Below are 24,414 nucleotides of genomic sequence, written 5' to 3' on the forward strand. Positions count from 1 at the left end.
CCGGCGGGATTTGATTTGAAAGCTTCCGACGCGCTCGCCAGATTTTTGACCGCCCACCGGGTCCGGACTTGTTTCGAACTCGTCGGCGGCATGATCACCCATATGTTGGACAGCTTCGCCGAATCCGGGCAGTTCGACATCGTTTCGATGCATCACGAGCAAGCGGCGGCGTTCGCGGCCGAAGGCGTGGCCCGGCACAGCAAAGGCAAGACCGTCGCGCTGGCGATGGGAACCAGCGGTCCTGGAGCTACGAACCTGCTGACCGGCATCGGCAGCTGTTGGTTCGATTCGGTGCCCTGCCTGTTCATCACCGGCCAAGTCAATACCCATGAGCTCCGGGGCGAGCTGGCGATCCGGCAGCAGGGTTTCCAGGAGCTGGATATCGTCGAACTGGCGCGGTCGCTGACCAAATATGCGGCGCGCGTCGATAGTCCCGAAGATTTACTGTCGCAACTGCACAAAGCGTTGTCGCTGGCGTTGAGCGGCCGTCAAGGCCCGGTATTGCTGGATATTCCGAATAACGTGCAACGCGTCGATATTCCGGATGCGTTGGTCGGGAACTGGCTGAATGTGCCGCTGGACATCGACGCAGGGACGGAAGCGTCCTCGGACGAGCTGGAACGCCTGCAAGCGCTGTGCCTGGAGGCGCAGCGGCCGCTGCTGTGTATCGGCGGCGGCGCGCGCTGGGCCGATGCGATGGCGCCGTGGCTGGCCGCAGCCGATGCGCTGGACATTCCGTACGTATCGACGCTGATGGGCCACGAACGGGTTGTCGCCGGCAAAAATTACTTCAACATGATAGGCAGTTACGGCAACCGCGAAGCCAATTGGGCCGTGCAGAACTGCGACCTGCTGATCGTCGTCGGCGCGCGGCTGGACGTGCGCCAGACCGGTGCCGACACCGGCGATTTCGCCCGCAACGCGGCTATCGTCCAGATCGACATCGACCCGGCGCAATTGAATAACCGGGTTCGCGCCGATCTAAATATCTGCGCATCGGCGGATAGTTTTTTCCGCGCGTTTCCGTTGCAATTGGGCACATTCCCGGCGCTGGACAAATGCTGGCCGGCCGAACTGGCGGCGCAACGCGAAAAGGCGCAAATTAACGAATATGCGGACTGGACTATCAGCCCCAGCGAAGTGGTCAAGCAGTTGAACCGGGTTTTGGCCGGGCGCCCGGTCGATTACGTTTGCGACGTCGGCAACCACCAGATGTGGGCCGCGCAAAGCTTGCGCCTGTCGCCGGGACAGGCGGTCCATTACAGCGGCGGCATGGGAGCAATGGGGTTTGCGTTGCCGGCCGCGTTGGGCATCGCCCTGCAATCGCGGCATAAAGCGGTCGTGATTACCGGCGACGGCAGCCTGCAAATCAATATCCAGGAGCTGGACACGCTGAAGCGCATGGATTTGGATTTGACGATCATCGTCATGAACAATTCGGTGCTGGGCATGGTCAAAAATTTCCAGGACATGTACTTCGACGGCCGCAACCAGTCTACGCAAAAAGGCTACAGCAGCCCGTCGTTCACCGATATTGCCAGGGCTTACGGCATCGAGGCCCTCCGCGCCGAAAACGCCGAAGAAACCGAGCGCGCGCTGAACCTGATCCCCGAACGCAACGGCCCGCTGTTGATCGAAATTATCATGGACGGTGCGACCGAATGCAGGCCGCGGCTGGCGTTTGGTTCGAAACTGGACAAACAGTTTCCGCCATTGGACGCTTGAGCGCATGACCCGGATCGCCATTCTCGGAGCAACCAGCCAGATCGCCAGGGACTTAATTGTCGCTTTCTCGGTGGAGCAGGACAGGCAACTGCATTTGTTCGCGCGCCGCCCGGCCGAGGTTTTGAGCTGGCTGCTGATGCAAGGTTTGCCGGGACGCTATCCGGTAGACGATTTCGGCGCATTTGCCGGCCACGACTTCGATGTCGTCATCAACTTCGTCGGCGTCGGCAATCCGGCGCAGGCGCAGGCGCTGGGCAATGCGATCTTCGACATCACTTGGCGTTTCGATCAGCTGGTGCTGGATTATTTGCAAACCCATCCTCAATGCCGCTACCTGTTTTTGAGCAGCGGCGCGGCTTACGGCACCGGTTTCAACGAACCGGCGACTAAGGACACACAGGCCGTCGTCGCGATCAACGGCCTGGAGCCGCAGGCATGGTACGGCGTCGCCAAGCTGCACGCCGAATGCCGGCACCGCGCGTTGCCCGAACGGGCTATTGTCGATATTCGCGTGTTCAATTATTTCAGCCGCAGCCAGGATCTGTCGGCGCGCTTCCTGATAACCGATATGTTGCGTTCGATCCGCGACGACGCCGTGCTGCAAATTTCAGCCGATTACATTGTCCGCGATTACCTGCATCCGGCCGATTTCCACCGGCTGGTTTCGGCGCTGATAGCCGCGCCCGCCGCCAACGCGGCCGTCGATTGCTATACGCTGGCGCCGGTCGATAAGCCGGCGTTGCTGGCGGTGATGCAGCAGGAGTTCGGGCTGCGCTACCGAACAATCGAAGCAAGCGCCGGCGTCAACGCGACCGGCGGCAAGCCGCATTATTATTCGTTGAACACCCGTGCCGCCGATTTCGGCTACCGGCCCGGGCTGTCGTCGATAGACGGCATCGTCCGGGAGGCGGCCGCAATATTGCAACAGCTGTCGTTATCGTTGCCAAAGCCTGCGCCGGTTCCGGTCAATTCCGCCGGAAAGTAGATGAAAGACGCCGTTCTCAGTGCCGTGGCCAGGATGCTGGTCATATTGCTCCAGTTGGTCAACGTCAAGCTGTATACCAATTACTTGGCCGCCGAGCAGTTGGGCGTCTATTTTTTCCTGCTGACAGTGTCTTATTCAGCCAACGCGATAGTATTTGTCCCGGTGGATTATTATCAGCAAGCCAATCTGGCTAAGGTCAGGGACGCATCCGGAAGCGCCCGGCCGCTGTTGAGGTTTAACGGCAGATTGGTCGCGCTTTATTTATGTTTTTCGCTGCCGGCCATTGCAATATGTGCGGCCGTTAAACCGGGCTATGTCGTTTACGCGGCGCTTGTCTCGGCTTTGGCTGTTGCTTTGTATGTGCTGCAAGCGCTAAGGAACACCTTGAACAACCTGGAGCACAGGAATTGCGTGTCGGTCAGCTTCGTTCAAGAAGCGGTCTTGAAGGTGCTGTTGTTTTATGTGCTGGTCCGGTATTTTGACGCGGATGAAGCGCTGTTGATCGAGGCCTGGTTAATTGCGCTGGGCTTGTCTTGCGGTTATTTATTCTACAAAGCCTATAAGTACCGGGTATTTATTGCTGCTTCGGATTATCGGATACGTGCTAAAGAAGTTTTCGATTTTTCCTATCCTTTTTCTATCGGCGCGGTTTGCAATTGGCTTCAGCTGCAAGGGTATCGGCTGATTTTAGTGCCGTTAGGGTTTGCCGAAGAAGTCGGCGCGTTCGCAACGATAGCGAATATCGGCAGCGCCGCGATTGGCGCCGCTTCGCTTGTTTACAGCCAGCAATTCACGCCGTTGATTTACAAAACTTCGGGTCAATACACGTCCAAATATTTAAAAGGGGCGATTGCGGTGATAGTGGGCGTAATGCTGGTTTCTGCCGCGTTCGGCGAGTTTGCGGTGCGGTTATTGACTAATCCCGGCTTTGCGCAACACTGGATTCTGCTATTGTTTGGCGTGGTGACGGACGGGGGTAATTTGATTATCGGCGCATTGATGGTTCATATCACTTTGATTGGCAATACGAAAAAAATACTCGCTTCTTCGCTGGTCGGTGTTTTATCAATGCTGGCCTGTTTCGGCGGCTTGTATTGGTCGTCAAGAATTTCGATCCTGACCATTGGCGCGCCGTTGCTTATTTCCCAATGGGCCGTGGTGTATTATATGTACGTTCTCTACCTAAGGACTGCACGAGCCGTTTCTCACTAGCCCCTACAACGACCTATTTATGCAGAAATCAAATGTCACCGTTTTCCTGGAAGTCTTCAACGAAGAAGCGCGTATTGAGTCGTGCTTAAAAAATTTCTCTTGGGCGGAGGAACTGATTGTATTCGACAAACACTCGACAGACCGTACGCGCGAGATTGCCGAAAAATATGCGACTCAAGTTGTCACAGTCCCGTTTACCCAGGCCAGCGAGAATATCGTCCAAAACTATTCAACTCACGGGACTTGCGAGTGGGTGCTGTTCCCGACCGCGTCGACGCTGATCCATCCGCGCCTAGCCGAGGAAATAACCAAGCTCACGTCGGACAGCGGTTTTGAATACGATGTGATCGGCATGCCTTACGGGATATATTCGTTGGGCATAAGAAGCCGCAAATCGCCTTGGATGGCGGTGCGTAAATATACGCTGATCAGAAAGTCCGCTTTGAAGTTAAGCACGAAGCTGCATCATGAGATCGGTTATAACAGCGATAAAATCTACGACATGCCTTTTTTAGACGAGGATGAGCTGCTGTATCACTGCACCAACAGGGATGCGGATGATTTTATCAACCGGACAATCCGCTATACGCGCTATGAAGCCGAACATGACGAATCGATTGATCGCAACCAAGCTTTAAGACGTTCGTTTATTGACGTATTGAAATCGATTTTTACCGTCGTTTTCCGTCGCCGCACCTTGCTTTTAGGTTGGGATGGCGTTGGCTTGGCGTTGGCTTATATTTGCTATTTCATGCTGAAGTTTATTTACGTATGGGACAGGCATCATGTTAACGGCAATACGGTTTATCCGGAATTGCGCAAGAAGCTTGACGATCTCTGGGATCAAACAAACGCCGGTTAATTCGGGATTCTCCTGATAATAGTATTCGTAAACAATGACACAAGAAGACGCCCCGCTAATATCTATCATCATCGCTGTTTTTAACGGTGCCAAAACGCTGCAGCATTGTATCGATAGCGTCGCGCAGCAAACCTATGCCAATAAAGAGCTGATTATTATCGACGGCGGCTCTAAAGACGGAACTGTCGATCTGCTGGAGGCCAATCGCGAGCGGATCGGCTATTGGGTCTCCGAGCCGGACCGCGGCATCTATAATGCCTGGAACAAAGGTCTGGCGCAGGCAAAAGGCGAATGGATGTGCTTTTTCGGCGCGGATGACTTTTTTTGGGATAACCAAGTACTGGAGCGAATGGCTTCGCAATTAACGACGATTCCTTCCGACATTCGCATCGCCTATGGGCAAATCATGCTGCTTAACAATGAGGGGGAAGAACTGTATCCGATCGGCGAGCCGTGGCAAGATGCAAAACGGCGTTTTAAACAGGTCATGAGCATTCCGCATCCCGGTTTAATGCATCGGCGCAGTTTATTTGAGCAGCACGGAAATTTTGATGAGTCGTTCCGCATCGGCGGCGATTACGAATTATTGTTGCGCGAGCTGAAGGAAGCCGATGCGCTGTTTGTTCCCGGTATTATAGTGGGAATGCGCCAGGGCGGGCTCAGCAGCAGCCCAGCAAATTCTATCGAGTCGATGTGGGACATCAGGCGCGCCCAGAAAATGCACGGCCTGTATTTGCCCGGATTCTCCTGGATGACGGCGATGATAAGAGTTTATCTGCGCTTGATATTATGGAACGTGATCGGGGAAGGAGCGACTCGCAAGCTGATTGACCTGGGCCGGCGCATCAAGGGCTTGCCGCCGTACTGGACAAAAACGTAACCGATATTTCATCATCAAGCAGCAAGATCGCTCGTCAAGCGCGATTCAACTTTTTATACCCAAAGGGCATAAGTTTCGTTTGAGCAGACAGGCTGCTCAACTCAGCTTTATACCCAAAGGGCATAAGTAGGGTTTGAGCGGACAAGCCGCTCAACTCAGTTTTATGTCGTATTACGTTCTTGTCGAAAGCAAGTATGCCAAATAAAGTGTTTATTCATGCAACGAATGTCCATCAAGGCGGTGGACGGTCTTTACTCGAAGCGCTGCTACAAGCGATTCATGGCAAAGCGGAGTTTGTGCTGTTCTTGGATCAGCGCATGCCTATTCCGGAAAATGGGTTGCACGATGCGCAAATCAAACGCATAAAGCCGTCGATTTTACAGCGCTGGCGTGCCGAGAAAGAGCTGAGCGTTACTGTCGCGGCAGGCGATACTGTTTTATGTTTCGGTAATTTACCGCCGTTATTCAGGTTACCGGGGCGCACAGTGGTTTTTGTCCAGAATCGTTATCTGATCGATGATGTCAAATTAAGCGGGTTTCCGCTTCGGGTACGGTTAAGGCTTGCGATAGAGCGGTTGTGGTTGGACAAAAAGATGTCAAATGTCAGTGAGTTTGTCGTACAAACGCCGACCATGAAACGGTTGCTGGAGTTTAAGACGCAAGGCTCGGTACCGGTGCGAGTGCTTCCTTTCGCGGCCGGGAGCGATGGCGATGCATCCAATATGCAGTCATTGCCTGCTCAAACGAAACTTATGCCCAAATACGACTTCATCTATATAGCCTCCGGGGAACCGCATAAAAACCATCGGCGGTTAATTGAAGCTTGGCGCCTTCTGGCTGAGGACGGGGTATTTCCTTCTCTGTGTTTGACCTTGGATCGGTCTCGCTTTGCTGAGTTATATACGGAGATAGAAGTCATGCGGCAACGGTATGGGCTAAAAATCATCAATGCCGGAGAATTTTCACACGAGCGTATTTTTGCGCTCTATGGCAACGCGGGCGCATTAATTTATCCTTCGACGTTTGAATCGTTTGGCCTGCCGCTGATCGAGGCTCGCCAGGCCGGACTGGCGGTGCTGGCGGCTGAGCTGGATTATGTGCGCGACGTGTTGGCTCCGGAACAGACGTTCGATCCGTATTCGCCGATTTCAATCGCTCGCGCCGTGAAACGTCATCTTGGCGTTGCCGACAGGCCTTTACAGATATTGGATGCGGCAAGCTTTTTAGATAGGCTGGTAAGCGGCGGTTCTCGAACAGGCGTTTAACTTCGGCAGCGTAGCGCTAATTCTTATTTTGGGAGGAAAGCTTTTTTTCTTTTCAGGATTTTTAGCCCAATAACAGCGGCGCGCGTAATCATAAAAAATTGCTTTTCTTCCCCAGCCATAAGGTAAAATGCCGGCTTTCCGGTTTAGGCTGGGTACTGTTCGCCAACAGGCGAAGCAGTAGGTGGATTGATAAAAGTTTTGGTGTTTTTTTCATAAAAATCAAATGCACCCGTCAGCGTTATCACTGGGGGAAGCAGGTACTTCGAGCATATTCAATGATTTTAGTAACAGGCGGTGCCGGGTTTATCGGTGCAAATTTTGTATTGGACTGGGTGGCGCAATCCGACGAAGCGGTCATTAATCTTGATGCACTGACTTATGCGGGTAATCGCGAGAATCTTGTCTCATTGGCCGGCGATGAACGGCATTTGTTTGTGCAAGGCGAAATCGGTGATTCCGCGTTGGTAGCCCGTCTTCTCGCCCAGCACCAGCCGCGCGCAATTATCAATTTTGCCGCTGAAAGTCATGTGGATCGTTCCATTCATGGGCCGGAAGATTTCATTCAAACCAACATCGTCGGTACTTTTCGGTTATTGGAAGCGGTTCGCGCTTATTGGAACGGCCTACAAGGCGAAGATAAACCAAGCTTTCGCTTCTTGCACGTTTCTACCGACGAGGTTTATGGATCGCTGAGTAAAGATGAGCCAGCTTTTTCCGAAACCAACCGCTACGAGCCTAACAGCCCTTATTCGGCCAGCAAGGCGGCCAGCGACCATCTCGTGCGTGCTTATCACCATACTTACGGGCTGCCGGTATTAACCACCAACTGTTCCAACAACTACGGCCCCTATCATTTCCCGGAGAAACTGATCCCGTTGATGATTGTTAACGCGCTTGCCGGTAAGTCCTTGCCGGTATATGGCGATGGCCGCCAAATTCGCGACTGGCTTTATGTTAAAGATCATTGCAGTGCGATTCGCCGCGTGCTGGAAGCCGGGAACGCCGGCGAGGTGTATAACGTTGGCGGCTGGAACGAAAAAGCCAACATCGACATCGTTCATACTGTATGTGCGTTGCTTGACGAACTTCGCCCTCGGGAGGACGCTAAAAAGTACTGCGAACAAATCGCTTATGTAACGGATCGTCCCGGCCATGACCGCCGCTATGCGATTGACGCGAGCAAGATCGAACGCGAACTCGGCTGGAAACCGGCTGAGACTTTCGATACGGGTATTCGTAAAACCGTCCAGTGGTATTTGGAGAACCAAAGCTGGGTGGCGAATGTGCAATCCGGCGCCTATCGGGAATGGGTCGAAAAGAACTATACAGGACGCGTCGCATGACAAGCCTGTCAAGAGCGGGCTTGCGTCGTTCAGTCGTCATAGGAAATAGAGCCATATGAAAATTCTGCTGTTCGGTAAAAACGGTCAAGTCGGTTGGGAGTTACAGCGTAGTCTTGCGCCGTTGGGGGAGCTAGTGGCGTTAAGCACCAGCAGCCGGACATTGTGCGGCGATTTCACAAATCCGGACGGTATCGCTGAAACCGTTCGAACTGTCGCTCCGGATATTATTGTCAATGCCGCTGCCTATACGGCGGTCGATAAGGCCGAGAGCGAGATAGAGCTGTCTCGAACCATCAATGCAACGGCACCCGGCGTTTTGGCTCAAGAAGCCAGGCGTAGCGGGGCATGGCTTATTCACTACTCTACCGATTATGTATTCGATGGCAGCGGTGACAGGCCATGGCTGGAAACCGATTCCACCGGGCCATTGAATGTCTACGGCAAAACCAAACTGGAAGGAGAGCAGGCTATTCTCGCCAGCGGATGCAAACATCTGATCTTTCGCACCAGTTGGGTTTATGCGGCACGCGGCAGCAATTTTGCCAAAACCATGTTGCGTTTGGCGCAAGAGCGCGACCGGCTTTCAGTTATCGATGATCAGATTGGCGCGCCCACTGGGGCCGATCTACTGGCGGACATTACTGCCTATGCTGTTCGCACGGCTCTACAGCGCCCGGATATTGGAGGGTTATATCATTTAGCGGCAGGAGGCCGGACTTCATGGCATGGCTATGCCAGCTTTGTGATTGATTTCGCTCGTCAATTCGGTCTCGATATTCATGTTGCGCCGGAGGCGATCCAGCCGGTGCCTACCAGCGCGTTTCCTTTGCCCGCCGCGCGGCCTAAAAACTCACGTTTGGACACACGCAAATTACAGGACGTCTTCGGCCTGAATCCGCCCCATTGGCAATACGGCATTACCCGTATGCTTACCGAAATTCTTGAGAAACAATTATGACCCAACGTAAAGGTATTATTTTGGCCGGCGGTTCCGGCACCAGGCTTTATCCGGTGACTAAAGTCGTCTCTAAACAGTTGCTGCCGATTTACGATAAGCCGATGATTTATTATCCGCTCAGTACCTTGATGTTGGCGGGTATTCGCGACATCCTGATTATTTCCACTCCGCAAGATATAACGCGCTTTGAGCAACTGCTCGGCGATGGCAGCGATTGGGGTCTTAGCCTGCAATACGCGGTACAGCCGAGTCCGGACGGCCTTGCCCAAGCTTTCATTATCGGCAAAAATTTTATCGGCAACGCCCCGTCTGCGTTAGTGTTGGGAGACAACATTTTTTATGGCCACGATTTGCCGGCTCGGCTTGAGCGGGCTACGACGCGTAATCAGGGCGCAACAGTCTTTGCCTATCATGTTCAAGATCCCGAACGCTACGGCGTGGTGGCTTTTGATACGCAAGGCCGGGCAACTAGTCTTGAAGAGAAGCCCGCGATTCCGAAGAGTAACTACGCGGTTACGGGTTTGTATTTTTATGATAACCAAGTTACCGATATCGCAGCCGGCCTGAAGCCATCCGCTCGGGGCGAGCTGGAAATTACCGACTTGAACCTTATTTATCTTGAGCGCGATCAGCTCAACGTGGAAATCATGGGGCGGGGTTATGCTTGGCTCGATACCGGCACTCACGAGAGCCTGATCGAAGCCAGCAATTTTATTGAAACGATTGAGCACAGGCAGGGCTTAAAAGTCGCTTGTCCGGAGGAAATCGCTTATCGCAAAGGTTTTATCGATGCAGAGCAATTGGGGAAACTGGCCCTGCCGCTTGCTAAAAATGGTTACGGCCAATATTTACAAAGGTTATTGAAAGAAGATCGGCAGCCATGAAAGCTATTCCAACCGCTATTCACGAAGTGTTCGTTATCGAGCCCAAAGTATTCGGTGACGAGAGAGGCTTCTTTTTTGAAAGCTTCAATCGCCGCCGGTTTTGCGAATTAATTGGGCGTGACGTGGATTTTGTACAGGATAACCACTCGCGTTCAGTTAAAAACGTATTGCGAGGCCTGCATTATCAAATCCAACAGCCGCAGGGCAAATTGGTGCGAGTCATACAAGGCTCGGTCTTTGATGTGGCTGTTGATATTCGCGAAAGTTCTCCCACATTTGGACAGCATGTTGGATTGGAAATTTCCGCCGAAAACAAACGTATGTTCTGGGTGCCTGAAGGTTTTGCGCACGGTTTTGTCGTGCTTTCGGAGACTGCGGAGTTTCTTTACAAAACCACGGATTATTGGGCTTCGGAATTCGAGCGCAGTATTGCCTGGAACGATCCATCCATTAATATTCAATGGCCCATTCAGGACGCCCCCATTTTATCTGCAAAAGACCAACAAGCTGAACTGTTGGCGGAAGCGGAGCTTTTTGCATAATTGTTAACTTTGCCCAATCGGTTTTCTTCTTGATTGGGCTGCAGCTTTCGGCGCGTAGCCGCCAACTTATCGCGTTAATAATGGGGGAAACGATAGCTTAATCGAATCCTTGAGATTCGGTTGGATAATTGCGGGCGCATTCTCATAGCAAAAGTAAATATATGTAAAAGTCAAAGAGAGGGTTTAATTAAAAGGAAGGTTGGTAACTTATTGATTTTATAGATTATATTTGGCGGGTCGAGATAGGGCTTGAGCTATTTTATATTCGGCTATTGAAAAAGCTTCTCTATCAATCCAACCTTAAATATGCAAAAATATATTGATTTCCAAACTGTTGTTGTCTAGGTAATGAAAGTAAGTAATAAGTCTGATTTAGAAGAAGCGTTGAAACTTTGTAAAGGCGCTTTCTTATCCGCAGCTGGTTTCAGTTTGCTCATCAACTTCTTGATGATCGTTCCGTCCATCTACATGTTGCAGGTCTATGACCGCGTAGTTGCTACCGGCAATTTATCGACTTTATTGATGCTGACGCTGATAGTGGTAATACTGTTTATCACGATGGCCGCCCTGGAATGGGTACGTTCGCAAATTTTAGTTAAAGTCAGTACCCGCTTGGAAATGCTGTTAAACCAGCGCTTATTTAGAATTGCTTTTAAGCAATCGCTATATTCCGGCGGGCAACAAGCAACAACGCAACCGCTGGACGACTTAACCGGTTTGCGTCAGTTTTTGACCGGTAACGGTCTGTTTGCGTTCTTCGATGCACCGTGGATGCCTGTATATTTTGCATTACTGTTCTTGTTTCATCCATGGTTTGGCTGGTATTCAATATTTACCGGGATATTGTTGTGTATTGTCGCGGCAATTACAGAAAAGGCGACTACCAAAATAATAGGCGAAGCCAATAATGTGGCTATGGTAACGAGAGCCGCTCTTGGCAAGAGTCTGAGGAATGCCGAAGTTATCGAATCGATGGGCATGCTTGAAAAAATAAGGCTGCGCTGGATGGTTGGTGCGATGAAGGTTTTGGATTTACAAGCGGTCGCCAGCTCGCGAGCCGGTTTGTTATCGGCATTGTCTAAAGTTATCCGTATGTCTTCGCAATCGTTAATCTTGGGATTGGGCGCTTATTTAGTGATCGAGCGCGAAATTTCGGGAGGATTGATGATTGCGGGTTCCATTCTGATGGGACGGGCTTTGGCGCCAATCGATCTTATTATCGGGACGTGGAAAGGGTTTATCAGCGCCCGTGGTCAATATAATCGTCTTAACGACATTTTGAGACAAATCCCCGCCGATAAAGAGCGTATGTTGCTTCCCGATCCGGAAGGCCGCATTCAATTGGAAAATGCGGTGGTTGTTCCGCCGGGTAGCAAGTTACCGGTAATCAAAGGCCTAAATCTAGTCATTGAAAAAGGCGACATTGTCGGCGTCATAGGGCCTAGCGGTGCCGGTAAATCGACCTTGGCGCGGGCGGTGCTGGGTATTTGGCCCACTGTCAATGGAGCTATCCGTTTGGATGGCGCCGAAGTTTTTAATTGGGAGCGTGAGCATCTCGGTAAATTTATCGGTTATTTGCCGCAAGATATTGAACTGTTTGAAGGAACCATTAGCGAAAATATTGCCCGTTTCGGCGATGTAGATCCGGAACAGGTTGTCGACGCCGCCAAAATGGCCGATGTGCACGAACTTATTTTACGATTCCCCGAAGGTTACGATACCGTTATTGGCGCTACCGGCGGCAATCTGTCGGGCGGACAACGGCAACGTATCGGATTGGCCAGAGCGCTTTACGGTAATCCGGTTTTGGTTGTGCTTGACGAACCAAACTCCAATCTTGATGAGCAAGGCGAAGCCGCTTTGGAAAAAGCGCTTTTACAACTCAAACAAAAACAGTCTACTGTGCTGATTATCACTCACCGCAATAGCGTATTGTCGAAAGTCGATAAGCTGTTGATTCTTAATGATGGCGCATTAGCCGTTTATGGGCCGAGGGATCAAGTTATCGCCCACTTGCAACAGCAGCAACAACAAGCGGCGGCTATGCCTGCTTCACAACCGGCTTAACTTAAGAAGTATTATGTCAGAAAAATCCCTATCGAATATTGTCGACCCTACCGCTTTGCAGACTAATGACCAGTCGATTCGCAACATCGGCGCAGCAATCGTTCTTGCAACTTTTGGCGTTTTTGGCGTCTGGTCGTTTTGGGCGCCTATGGATAGTTCAGCCCTTGCCCCCGGCGTCGTTGTTGTAAAATCCCATAGAAAAACAGTGCAACACCTTGATGGCGGCATTGTTGCCAAGATATTAGTTAAAGACGGCGACTTAGTGACGGAAGGCCAGCCGCTACTGATTTTGGACGACACACAACTTAAAGCGCAGCTAGGCATAGCGCGCGCTCAAAATATTACGCTTGCAGCTCAGGTCGCTAGGCTGCGAGCTGAAAGAGATCATCTTAAACAAGTTGATTATCCCGAAATACTCGACGATCCCAGCGATCCCAGAACTACTGAAGCTAAGTTAGCCGAAAATAATGTTTTTAGGTCAAGAATAAGCTCTCATGAAGGACAAATTGCCGTTCTTAAACAACGTATCAGTCAAGTTTCCAGCAAAATAAGCGGCTTGCAAGGCCAAGTGGACAGCAAAAAACAATTGATTGCCTCCTTTGCCGAAGAAATTCACGATCAGAAAGAATTGCTGGCCGAAGGTTTTGCCGACAAGCAACGTCTGCGCGACGTGGAACGCAACCATGCCTTGCAAACTGGTGAAATTGCCCAGCTCAATGGCGAAATAGCTACCAACCAAATGTTGATCAGCGAAACACGCCTGCAAATTTTGCAATTGGAAAAGCAGTTCCAAGAAGAAGTCACAGGCAAGCTTAGCGAGGCCCAAGCGCAGTTGAACGACGCCGAAGAACGGGTTGCGGCCAATCAAGACAAGCTTAACCGCATTGTGATCAAGGCACCGGCAAGCGGCATGGTGCTTGGGATGAGCGTCCACAACGAAAACAGTGTTATACCGCCGGGACGTTCTATTCTTGAAATTGTTCCTCAAGACGCGGAATTGATCATTGAAGCCCAGGTATCGCCAATGGATATTGACCGGGTTACCGTTGGCCTGCAAGCCGAAGTACGCTTTAGTGCATTCAAGCAGTCGAAGACGCCTAAAATGGACGGCAAGGTTATTCATTTATCTCCCGACCGTTTTACCGACGAGAGAACAGGCGCGCCGTACTATCAAGCTCGGGTTGAACTGACTCCGGAAAGCCGCAAAGATCTCGGCAATTTACAATTATTGCCCGGCATGCCGGCAGAGGTCTTGATTAACACCGGTGAAAGAACCTTGTTTGAATATCTGGCTCAGCCCGCGACTAATTTCTTTGCCCGTTCATTTACAGAAGACTAAGCGCCCATGAAGATATCTAAATATTGGCTGATGGTCGTTATTTCTGCGTGCGTGCAAACGGCCGTGGCCGAGGATTTAATCACCGTTTACAGACAAGCATTGGAAGCCGATCCCCAGCTTAAAAGCGCAGAAGTTAAAGTCGAAATCGGTTCGGCGCAAAAAGGCCAGGCTTTCGGGCAAATGTTGCCGCAAGTTAATGCCAGCGGTAACTGGTCGGCAAACAAGTACACTCAAAGAGGGCAGAGAGGATATACAAGCAATTACAACGGTACCCGCTACTATGTGTCCCTTAATCAGACCCTGGTGGACTTTGCCAAATTCTGGGAATGGCGGCGCGCGTCGAAAGTAGAAGATCAATATGCTGCCGAAGCGATTGAAGCCCACAATCAATTGATGTTCGATGTGGTTGATCGCTATTTCAGCGTTCTGGAAGCAGACGACCAAGTTAACTTTGCCAAAACGGAAAAACAGGCTGCTGAAAAACAGCTTGAACAAATAAAGAAGCAATATGCGAAGCAAGTAGTCAAAGTTACCGATCTTTATGCAATGGAAGCAAGATTGGACCAAATCATTGCCGCCGAGATTTTAGCCGAAAGCCGCCGCGTAACAGCCCAAGAGAAACTTCGTGAGTTGACAGGCGCGACTCTGCCAGCTACGCTCAATAAGCTTCGGGAGGGTGTGGATTACCAGGAAATTCAGGGTGATCTTCAGCAATGGGTTGAAATGGCGCAAAGTCAGAACCCGGCTGTTTCAGCAAAGCAGATTGCTATACAAGCGGCAGAAAATAATGTCGCGACTCAAAAATCCAAACATTTGCCGGTCTTAGATTTCCAGCTGAATTTCTACGATACCAACACCGGTTACCAAAGCCAACAATTAATTTCAGATACGCAAACCGAAGTTGCGGCAATTAATCTCAACGTTCCCATCTTTTCAGGCGGTACGACTACACACCAAGTCTATGAAGCCCAGCATCGCCTGCAGCTGAGTAAAAACGACAACGAAGCCTACATGCGCGCTATCACCAAAGAAACCAGCGACGCATTTTTAAGTTCTAATGCCAATGCGCGGCGTATCAGAGCCGCACAAAAAGCGCTGGAATCGACGAAGAAGTCGCGGGAAGCGATGGAGCGCGGCTATCACTATGGCGTAGTGACTATCAGCGATGTTATCAAAGCGCAACAGGATGAATTTTCGGCTGAAAATGATTTTGCGCAAGCCAAATACGAATACATCAAGAATCGCATACGTTTTATGCACGCTATCGGTTCGATATCCGAGGAAAACCTGGAAGAAGTTAATGGTTGGCTGGAAGCGATCAATCATTAAATTGTTGCACAGTATTTTTGTTAGCGATTTTCTAGAAAAATGGGTAAGAATTTATTGGGATTAGGCGTGTTATGCAATTTTTGGAGTAAAAATGAAAACTAGCGTGTTACAGTATTTGCGTAAAAAAGGAATTATTGAGTACATTCGCGACGATGCTAAAGATAAGCTAATAAAAACTAATGCGTTGCAGTATTTGCGTGAAAAAGGAGTTATTGGCTACATTACCGATGAATTTACCAACACTAAAGGTGAGTCATTGCCTAATAGCTGGTTAAATATAAATAATTCGGATCATATGGCTGCTTGGAAACAGCGCTGCCATTCAAATGATTTAATAAGATCGGAATTGCTTACACCTGCGGTGGTCTTTCCCTCCATACCGGAAGAGTTTTCGTTTCTGCAACGCCCCGCTCGGCTATCAAGTAATGAAATAGAGGCTGAGTTAAAAAGTTTGGCTCCTTGGTGTTATCACGTAAGTGATTTGACTCTCCCATTAGGAACTTATAACGAAGAAACTATTTTGTTTCATCGGTTTCGCAATGCCCTTATTTGTAAAGCAATTGAGTGCCTTTTACCTATTGCGGACACTACTTTTTTAGACATTGGTTGTAATTGTGGTTTTTTCTCACTTGAAATGGCAAGTCGAGGTGCCAAGCAGTGCCTTGGCATCGATTTACGAGACAAAAATATTGCGCAAGCGAATTTTCTTAAATCACTTTACGGTATTAACCATGTAGAATTCAAAGCAACTAATGTTAAAAGTTTGGGAGCTGAACAGTTTGATGTCGTTTTCAATCTTGGGTTAATGTACCACCTTTCTACTCCGCTTGAGGTTCTACAATCATGCTTCAATATAACAAAACAAGTTTGCGTAATTGATTCTATTTGTCACACCGAACCTTTTAGCGGCTATCACGTTGTAACACAAAAAAATATCGATAGTCCTATTGAAGGAGATTTGAGTTTCGAGCTTCAACCAACCTATAGGGGATTGCTTGATACAATTCATGCGGCGGGTTTCACTCATATTGTTGAACTTATCGGTCTTGCTTCAGAAAATATTGAGTTATATAACGATTTGTCCCGGAGGTGTTTTTTAGCATTCAAGGACCCCCCCAATCTAGCCGCTCTTAAAAAAATTGCGGAATAACACGTTTTTAAGATTGTTCTAAGTCACTTATATATCATACTACAATAATAAAACTGGGCAGTTTGTTAGCCAAAGCGGCCCAGCCTAGTCGTTTAGATAACTTTATAAGCGCTACGTTGCTGTTGGGTTTAATGATGAAACGGTTTGACGACCGACAGCAACTTGTGTTTTGGGTGAAGATTTACCCTCTTTGAATAGGAATTGAGATGCTTGCTCGTTTCAAGCAGGCATAATTCAAAGTCTATGTTTCGAGGAAAATCTCTTGATGTTTCCGCGTTGGGAAAATTGCAGTACCAGAAGCCCTACGCGTGATCATATCCATTCCAAATGGTTCGTTAAGAACTGTTGCGTAGCCTTGTTCATATCACTTGTTTTATCGAGCCGTGGGACGTATTGCTCAGTTATTGTCCCGGATATCGTAATAAAATCTCCCAAATGAGAGTTTTCCTTTCATTTTCAAAGCCGGTTTTTCAATTGAGTGCCATGATACGGCGGCAAGAATAATCGTTATAACCGAAGATATGATAAATAAATTTATGGGGTGTATTTGCGGCATTAAATAGGCGACTAATTGTTGCGTAGGAAATGCATAAATATACAGCCCATAGGAAATATCCCCCCAGTCGTCTATAGACGGCAAACGTAATTTTGGATGTAATGCCAATAAAAGAGTGAAATAGGAAAAAAGTATCGATTTTATGAACAATGAAAAGGGATAGTGCAATGTCATGTAAACGGAAAGTATCAAGGCGGCAAAGCAGGCAAAATTTAAATAGATGGTATCCCTGTTAACATAAAAAAACGAACCTAACATGAAGAGAAAGGCTAACTGTGCAGTTCTTGGCTCATGCGCGATAAAAAAATTATTGCCAGAAGACTGTGCATACATCAGACATAAGACAATAAAAAACAAATTAAACGATTTTTTGTCTTTAAGCAGAGATAGATAGCCAAGCACGGCAACCCAAACATACATCAAAATTTCGATCGGAAGTGTCCACAATGAGCCGTTGACAGACAGCGGATATGGATTATTTAAAAAGACGCCCGGCAAGTCGAACTGAATACCGTTAACTAGAAATATATTATGTTTCAAATAGCTCCATGTAGCGGGCGATAAAAAATAGTTCAATTTGGGTTCTGTTGTTACTAGATAACCGGCAAAAACACAAAAAAACACCGCAAACACAAGCCCTGGGAATATTCTCAATATCCTGGCTTCAATAAACTCGAATAAATTTTCTCGTTGAATATAACTTGCGGTAACTAAGAAGCCGCTGGTGACAAAGAACAAATCGACAGCTAAGCTGGGTAGGCTTTCTCCGGTAAATTTAATTAAGAAAGTGCTGATAGGATCTTCTGAGCCGTTTAAGCCTAGCGATAGTGGCCAAGAGTGACCAAACAGGACAGCCATCGCTGCCAGTAATCTTAAAAGTGTGAAATTGTTTTCACGATCTTTTAATGTGTCTTGTATAGGCATGGTTTATTCCCTTGCATGAGATTTAATAATGTCATGTATCGGACGACGAGATAGAAGGCGTTTAATTGATCGTAGAATATCGTAAGGAATAACGCGGCTCATCCAGCGCATGGAGGGACGCGTATATAGATGCCAGAGAATAGACAGGACGGTTTCCCTCCAGCCATGCTTAATCTCAACGGATATTTGAGTGTTCCTTAATACGGCATTGGGAATCGAGAGTATGGTTTGGTTCTCAGGTTCGCTCACAATCAAGTCACGTTTGACAATTTCTAAATACGCTTGATCATAATAATCATGTTTGGATTCATCTTCTTCAAATCGAGGTGCTGAAATATTCGCGTCTGCTCCCAATTCGTCAATAAAGGCAATGAAATGCTCAATCAATTCACTGGCGCTAGTGAGATGATTAAAAAGCAAGGTATTCGCGCGGCAGCTTAATCGTTCGGCAAATGCTCCAAGATTGGGGGCAATAATAGGTAGGCCGGAGTCCAGAGCATAGCTTAAGGTGTAACTATAGGTTTCCGGCCATTGCGCCGGAAAGAAAATAACGTCCAACTCATGCTGTTTAATTAAATTGCTTAGTTCATTTGAAGCATACGGTCCTGTGGTTTCGATTGTTTTAAGCGGCCGATAGGCATAACCAAGCAATTTGAATTTAAAAGGCAAGTCTCTGCTTCTTGCTATCAGGCTAAGTTCTTCCAGTAAATCGGCCCCTTTCTCCAGACTAAGAGCTCCAAGTACTCCGATCGTATAGCCGGCTTTCTTGGTAAAGCCAATCGGAGGCCTGTTTACGTTACGAACAATCTCGGGGTGTGGGGCAACAACCGAGTTTTTCAACGGGACTACTCCGGTAAAAATTAATTTAGTTGCAGTTGATGGAAAAATAACGCTAGCCGCATTATTAAAAAGTTTGCTGAGCGACGCGCGGAAATCCTCAGGCGTCAGTCCTTCGGGGGAAGGATATAAAGGATTATGCAATTTGTCGGAATAGAAACCGGGATATTGGCCGTTTTCGTTGGTTAATGTTGGATTGCCGCTAAGCCAGTAAAAATCATGAACGGTAAGAAGATGGGCTACGCCAAGGTCGTGCGGTAGGTCCAGCATTTTTGAGTGAAGGCCGATTGTGTGGTGAAAATGAACGGCGCTAACTCCCAGGGCTTTCAATAGCTCAAGCAAATCGGCATACTCGGATGGTATGTCATAAACTAATTTATCCGCATGGCGGTCCATGCCAAGACTGATACAAATCCTGTTATTGTCGCCGTGCGGAGCAAGAAGAACATGCGCTACGTGCGGACCGAAATATTGAACTAATTCATCGACATGCTGGCCGACACCTCCGCCAATCGCATGGGATACGTGAAGCACTTTCGGGATTGCCGTCGCAGACAAGAGCTGGATATATCGTGCGACTCGTGCCGTTTTTAAGGGATCGGCTTTAATGAATCTTTGCACGTCGGCATGATAATTCGGATGTAATTCGTCAATTACCTGCATTGCGCGATCGACAAGCGCCTGCTTGTCCGACGAAAAACTCACATTTCCCTCATGGAATGCATAAAGATTAGGAGAAATTAAATTCAACCAGCCGGCCGCCAATGCTCGTTGGCATAAATCGTTTTCTTCGCCGTAACCCCTGCCGAATTTCTCTTCATTCAGATAGCCTATCTGATCAAGGCATGATCGGCGGATATACATACAAAAGCCAACACCGGTCGGCGCTTCTACACAAGGAAGCTTTGTATGTCTAAAAACTATGTCGATAGCATCAACTTCAAGGTTAAAAGGTTGGGCATTTTGCTGCAGAAAGTTAGGGAAGCTGCATATCGTGGCGTTGTTAGATAAAGGGGTCAGCGTAGCGATATTGGGTTTTGAGTAGGCCTCATCGGCCAGCCTGCCAAGCCAATCCTTAGGCACGATCACATCGCTATTTAGAAGGACAACATCGTGTCGGCCAAAATAGGCAAGACCGCGATTAACCGTTTTGACAAATCCCAGATTATGGTCATTTTTTAATACCGAGCAGCGATCCGGCCATTGGCTAGCCAAGTCTTCAAGCATCGTCTGCATGCCGGCATCCGGGCTGGCATCGTTAATAAGCAGAAGCCGCGCATTGGCAACAGCCAAAATGCCGGGCATTGCTGTACAAATGCAACGTTTGGTCATCTCCACATCCCGGTAAGCCGGCAGGATAACCGCTATAGGTTGATTTGAGCCTTTAGGCGATACGGAGGTAGCTGTTCCGCTTTCAGCTGTTGCAGTGGCCTGATCGACAGGATTAATTGTATCGGCTTTATTCATTTGGCAAGTCTCGAATAGATGCGCCACATTAAAGTGGACTTGAGTTTTTGCAATTCGGAATTTTTTTCAGCAAGTTGTGCATCGCGTTGTTGAACAATCTGTTGCGCATAGTCAAGCTGGGCGTCCCGTTGTTGAACAATCTGTTGCGCATAGCTGTGTTGATTGCCGATTTCGTTCAGGCGTTGGTAGTTGATTTGTTGCAAGGCAGCGATCGAGTCGTCATGCCATTGATGCGTTTTTTCCAGTAAAGCGATAAAGTCTTCCGCTGTAAAAGCGGATAGCCATTTTTTATAAATATGCAAGTACGGGTCTCGATTAGCTTGCTGGTGAACGCCTGAGCTATGGCTATGTAGCCGATAGATGGCCGTTATAGTTGGACAATGTAAAAAATCGGTCTTTCGGCTTAATTGCAACCAAAAATCCCAGTCTTCAAAAAAATCAAAATCGGTATCGAAGCAAGTATTGTCAGCGATTAATTCACGCCGAAAAAGTACGCTGTGGATAGGAATGAAGTTTTCGTACAGAAGGTGTGAGGCGCTAAACGAAGTGCTATAAACAGTTATGTCGTGGTTATTGCCGTCGGCATCGACGCTAATGACGCGGGTGGCGGAATAGACCGTTTGGGCAGCGTGGTGTTGAGCGAACCTAATCAACTCTTCAACGTGATTGGGCTCTAATAAATCATCGTCGTCTAAAAAACCGATGAATTCACCGTTAGCTGCCGATAGTCCCTGATTTGCCGCACCGCTACGGCCTAAACTAGCGGTTAATTGTACTAACTGAATCGCCGATACTTGGTTCGTAAAGCTATCGGCAACGCCGCTAACGTCTTCCCCGCCGTCGTTGACAATAACAATCTCGATATTCGGATAAGTTTGCCGGCAAATGGATTGCAAGGCTTCTTGTAGAAAGCATGGACGGTTTTTAGTTCGAACAATTAAGCTAGTGAGCGGCTCCGCCGTACTGTTTTTATTAAAATCGGGTTGAGTCATAATTATTAAATAGTAACGGCGACGGAATGCTGCCGATGTTAATTAAATAGAAGTTGTTTAAAATAAATATTTATATTCAATGCGTTGGCTATTATGGAACCGCCTAAGCAGCTTGCTCTGGACATGCTTTCTAGCGTGCCGGGCGGTATTTATCCTTGGGGCTCTTTTACTAATAGAGGCGCTAGCAAGAAGAAGTTTTTATCCCCAAAGGGCATAAGTTTCGTTGAGCAGACAAGCTGCTTAACCCAGCTTTATGTGCAAACATGTAGACCAAAACGCCCGACGTTCCAAGATAACGTCTTCGCATTCATGCATATCAGAAACACTATAGCGTTTTGGCTTAGTAGTTTATTGGCTTAATAGCCCAATAAGCTCTTCCCGGGTTAAGCCGTTCAGCCTGTTTTCCCGCCAGATATATTCATCCTGAATAATCAAGCCATTTTCCTTATAGAAACTTCTAAGGCTGGTTATCATTTTCAGCGGGTCATAGCGGTCATTCACATAACGATCTTTCATATCTATATTTTTACGATAAACCATATGTTCATGCCACACCCATGAACCGGGGCAGTTAACGAGGCGTTTGCCTTCTCTTCTCAAGGCCATGGAAACGCCGGCATCTTCAAATACGTTGGGATAACCGTCGTGTAAAAATAACGCCGGATTGACTGTGAACAATGTGGCGCCGATTGGACACCAGTCGCATTCTCTGAATTGGGCGGTTTCTAAATCGTAGGTATTCTTGCCTTTGTCATAAAGGTCTAAAAGAATCAGTTGATCGTCGAGATGCCTGATATTTCCTCCGCTAAACTGCAAGCTCTCGTCCGGGAAAATCACTTTACAACAAACCGCGCCAATATTTTGATCGGATGAAGCTCTGACCAATAACTCTTCTATCCAACCGGGCTCAGCGATTTCATCGTTATCAAAGATAATAAACCAGTCTCCCGACGCGTGCTGCAACGCCTCTCTTCGGCCGGCAGCAGGTCCGAGATTAGTGTCGTTATAAAAAACTTTTAAATTATCAAAGCGGCCTTCAATATTATGTTTAATAAAATCGACTGTTTCTTGCGCGGAGCCGTTATCAAACAGAATAATTTCATGAGGAATGTTGACGGTTTTTTCCAGGCTTAATAAGGCTTCTAAAGTTTGCTCTTTTTTACCGTACGACAGCATGATGATGGAAATAAAGTGCGAAAATTTTCCATTCCTTATTTCTTGCCGGGCCGTTGCTTCTTTTTGAATCAGTTGCGTATTGGCAAGCTGCTTATCATTCATTGATACCGTGGTTTGCTTTTTATGCAGACGGTGGAAATACAGCTTATCGGGAATATGGACAAATGCCTGCGTCGGATAATGAAATGCAATTCTCATCAGCATGTCATAGTCCTGGGCGGAATCGAAGCGAGGATCGAATAAGCCAACTTTTGCAAACGCATCCCGATGAATTATTTTCAGATGTGTTGCGAACATTCTATCCAGGTTTTCCAAGAAATAATCTTGCCTTGGCAGGTGCTCGAATGAAATCCTGTTAACTTCTGCGCCGTCTTCATCGATATTAATACGGCCTGTATGCAGATAAACCGTATCGTCTTGCCAAGCGCTCAACGCAATCTCGATCGCGTCGCCGGCTAAGTAATCGTCACAATCCAGAAAAGCAATCACATCGCCTGTTGAGGCGATCAATAATTGATTTTGCGTGGCTGATATACCGTTGTTTTTATCCGAATATAAAATTTTTATTTTTGGCTGGTCGAGATATTGATCAAGAATTTTTCTCACTTCACTATCCGGCGACGCATCGTCGCAAATTACGACTTCCAAATTGCCGTAGGTCTGCTTTAACGCACTGTCAATGCATTCCCGCAGATGCTTGGAATGGTTATAGACAGGAATAATAATGCTGACTTTGAGATTCTTAGGATCTCTTACTCGTTTTCTATCTTGAGCTCGCGGGATAAATAGCGTCTTTAAACTATGTTTTAAATTGAAAGGTATGAGCCGGATTAACGGCTGTAGATATTGATTTTGGTAAGCCCTAATAAGTATTGACCAGACAGCTTGTTTCAGAGTGAATATTTTTTCAGGATTTATCGTCAGGGTACGCCGTAACGCTCTTAAAGGCTTAGTTATCCGCCATGAAAGAGAGTTTAATAATAGGTCATTAGCCTGTTTGATATTGTCTATTTCTTGATTGGCAATCGATAGCTGAAGCATTAATTGCTGTTTATCCAGATCTAACTGAGACCGTAGCAACTCGGTCTTGTCTAAAAGCTTGGCAAGCAGCCTTGCGTGGGCAATTATTTCAATAATATCGTCCGTCGACCATTTATGCCGCCATTTATCGATAACGGCATGCAATGCATCAATCGCTCTCGATTCATCAGCAATTACGCCTTCGCCGGATGAGCCGTTTACAATCCTGTAGTTTGCGGTGATTTCCTGGCTCCGGATAAAGTTGCCCTGGGCTTGCAGTTGCAGCCAGAAGTCCCAATCCTCGAATAAATCAAACGTCTCGTCAAAACGGCAAGATGCAGGACCATCAATAACGTTTCGGCGGAAAAGTGCAGCGTGAACAGGTATATAGTTCTCCAGTTTTAGCGCCGCAGGATTATAAGGTTGATTAAACAGTTTGATTGTATTGCCCGTTTCCTGATCTATACATCTGACGCCGGCATAGGCCGCAACACAATCGGCATGTGACGGATTCTCCAATAATTCCAACAGTTGTTGAACATGCTCCGGTTCCAACCAGTCGTCGTCGTCCAGAAAGGCGATGTATTTACCGCTAGCCTTGTCGAGTCCGGCGTTGGCGGCCTTTGAACGGCCGATGCCGGTAGCAAATTGCAATGGAATAATAGTGATAGCGTCGTCTTTGAATAAGCCGATTATTTCATCAATATCGTCCCCTCCATCATTGACAACAATGATTTCAATATTGAGGTAAGTCTGTCCGGTAATAGACTGTAGCGCTTCCGTTAGTAATGCCGGACGGTTTTTAGTGCGGACAATCAAGCTGACCAACGGTAAATTTTCGATCTTATCCATGGAGGAATCGTTATCTTTCTGCATAGGTATAAATTATTAGAATAAGCGA

18 protein-coding genes are annotated in these 24,414 nt (G+C 48.0%); 14 read left to right on the plus strand and 4 right to left on the minus strand.

From position 1 onward, the window contains the following. Window positions 1-15 precede the first annotated feature (15 nt). The 14 genes from EKO24_RS15285 (at window position 16) to EKO24_RS15350 (ending at window position 16,541) form a co-directional block, all read left to right on the plus strand. Complete coding sequence (locus tag EKO24_RS15285; protein WP_127028253.1) at window positions 16-1,725, plus strand: thiamine pyrophosphate-binding protein; 1,710 nt, start codon at window positions 16-18, stop codon at window positions 1,723-1,725. Window positions 1,726-1,729: 4 nt separating this feature from the next. After that, window positions 1,730-2,710, plus strand: coding sequence for an NAD-dependent epimerase/dehydratase family protein (locus EKO24_RS15290; protein ID WP_127028254.1), 981 nt, complete (start codon window positions 1,730-1,732; stop codon window positions 2,708-2,710). Then, complete coding sequence (locus EKO24_RS15295) at window positions 2,711-3,922, plus strand: hypothetical protein (RefSeq protein WP_127028255.1); 1,212 nt, start codon at window positions 2,711-2,713, stop codon at window positions 3,920-3,922. Between the two features lie 19 nt (window positions 3,923-3,941). Beyond that, on the plus strand, window positions 3,942-4,784 hold the full coding sequence (locus EKO24_RS15300) for a glycosyltransferase (protein WP_127028256.1): 843 nt from the start codon (window positions 3,942-3,944) through the stop codon (window positions 4,782-4,784). 34 nt (window positions 4,785-4,818) lie between these two features. Further along, the gene (locus EKO24_RS15305) at window positions 4,819-5,664 is read left to right on the plus strand and encodes a glycosyltransferase family 2 protein (RefSeq protein ID WP_127028257.1); all 846 of its coding nucleotides are present in this window, start codon (window positions 4,819-4,821) and stop codon (window positions 5,662-5,664) included. A 194-nt stretch (window positions 5,665-5,858) separates the two neighbouring features. Further along, complete coding sequence (locus tag EKO24_RS15310) at window positions 5,859-6,929, plus strand: glycosyltransferase (protein WP_127028258.1); 1,071 nt, start codon at window positions 5,859-5,861, stop codon at window positions 6,927-6,929. A gap of 275 nt (window positions 6,930-7,204) precedes the next feature. Further along, on the plus strand, window positions 7,205-8,272 hold the full coding sequence (rfbB, locus tag EKO24_RS15315; RefSeq protein WP_127028259.1) for a dTDP-glucose 4,6-dehydratase: 1,068 nt from the start codon (window positions 7,205-7,207) through the stop codon (window positions 8,270-8,272). Between the two features lie 55 nt (window positions 8,273-8,327). After that, complete coding sequence (gene rfbD, locus EKO24_RS15320; protein ID WP_127028260.1) at window positions 8,328-9,230, plus strand: dTDP-4-dehydrorhamnose reductase; 903 nt, start codon at window positions 8,328-8,330, stop codon at window positions 9,228-9,230. Beyond that, the gene (rfbA, locus tag EKO24_RS15325) at window positions 9,227-10,114 is read left to right on the plus strand and encodes a glucose-1-phosphate thymidylyltransferase RfbA (RefSeq protein ID WP_127028261.1); all 888 of its coding nucleotides are present in this window, start codon (window positions 9,227-9,229) and stop codon (window positions 10,112-10,114) included. Before rfbD ends, rfbA begins: the two co-directional genes overlap by 4 nt. Next, on the plus strand, window positions 10,111-10,656 hold the full coding sequence (gene rfbC / locus EKO24_RS15330) for a dTDP-4-dehydrorhamnose 3,5-epimerase (RefSeq protein WP_127028262.1): 546 nt from the start codon (window positions 10,111-10,113) through the stop codon (window positions 10,654-10,656). The genes rfbA and rfbC overlap by 4 nt, the downstream gene beginning before the upstream one ends. A 348-nt stretch (window positions 10,657-11,004) precedes the next feature. After that, on the plus strand, window positions 11,005-12,723 hold the full coding sequence (locus tag EKO24_RS15335; protein WP_127028263.1) for a type I secretion system permease/ATPase: 1,719 nt from the start codon (window positions 11,005-11,007) through the stop codon (window positions 12,721-12,723). Between the two features lie 13 nt (window positions 12,724-12,736). After that, window positions 12,737-14,062 carry an HlyD family type I secretion periplasmic adaptor subunit gene (locus tag EKO24_RS15340; RefSeq protein WP_127028264.1) on the plus strand — a complete coding sequence of 442 codons (1,326 nt, stop codon included), beginning with the start codon at window positions 12,737-12,739 and terminating at the stop codon, window positions 14,060-14,062. A 6-nt stretch (window positions 14,063-14,068) separates the two neighbouring features. Beyond that, complete coding sequence (locus EKO24_RS15345) at window positions 14,069-15,391, plus strand: TolC family outer membrane protein (RefSeq protein ID WP_127028265.1); 1,323 nt, start codon at window positions 14,069-14,071, stop codon at window positions 15,389-15,391. Window positions 15,392-15,482: 91 nt separating this feature from the next. Continuing rightward, a complete protein-coding gene (locus tag EKO24_RS15350; protein WP_127028266.1) occupies window positions 15,483-16,541 on the plus strand; it encodes a class I SAM-dependent methyltransferase in 1,059 nt (352 codons plus the stop codon). Window positions 16,542-16,938: 397 nt separating this feature from the next. On the opposite strand, the gene EKO24_RS15355 is transcribed toward EKO24_RS15350, so the two are convergent. The 4 genes from EKO24_RS15355 to EKO24_RS15370 all read right to left on the minus strand — a co-directional run bounded on the left by EKO24_RS15355 (window position 16,939) and on the right by EKO24_RS15370 (window position 24,365). After that, window positions 16,939-18,021 (minus strand): acyltransferase family protein, encoded by a 1,083-nt coding sequence (locus EKO24_RS15355; RefSeq protein ID WP_127028267.1) that lies wholly within the window; start codon window positions 18,019-18,021, stop codon window positions 16,939-16,941. 3 nt (window positions 18,022-18,024) lie between these two features. Continuing rightward, window positions 18,025-20,325, minus strand: coding sequence for a glycosyltransferase (locus EKO24_RS15360; protein ID WP_127028268.1), 2,301 nt, complete (start codon window positions 20,323-20,325; stop codon window positions 18,025-18,027). Then, complete coding sequence (locus EKO24_RS15365) at window positions 20,322-21,317, minus strand: glycosyltransferase family 2 protein (RefSeq protein WP_127028269.1); 996 nt, start codon at window positions 21,315-21,317, stop codon at window positions 20,322-20,324. The genes EKO24_RS15360 and EKO24_RS15365 overlap by 4 nt, the downstream gene beginning before the upstream one ends. Before the next feature lie 348 nt (window positions 21,318-21,665). After that, window positions 21,666-24,365 (minus strand): glycosyltransferase, encoded by a 2,700-nt coding sequence (locus EKO24_RS15370; RefSeq protein ID WP_161990609.1) that lies wholly within the window; start codon window positions 24,363-24,365, stop codon window positions 21,666-21,668. Window positions 24,366-24,414 lie beyond the last annotated feature (49 nt).

It is taken from the genome of Candidatus Methylobacter oryzae (genome assembly GCF_003994235.2).
Taxonomy (GTDB): Bacteria; Pseudomonadota; Gammaproteobacteria; order Methylococcales; family Methylomonadaceae; genus Methylobacter_A; species Methylobacter_A oryzae.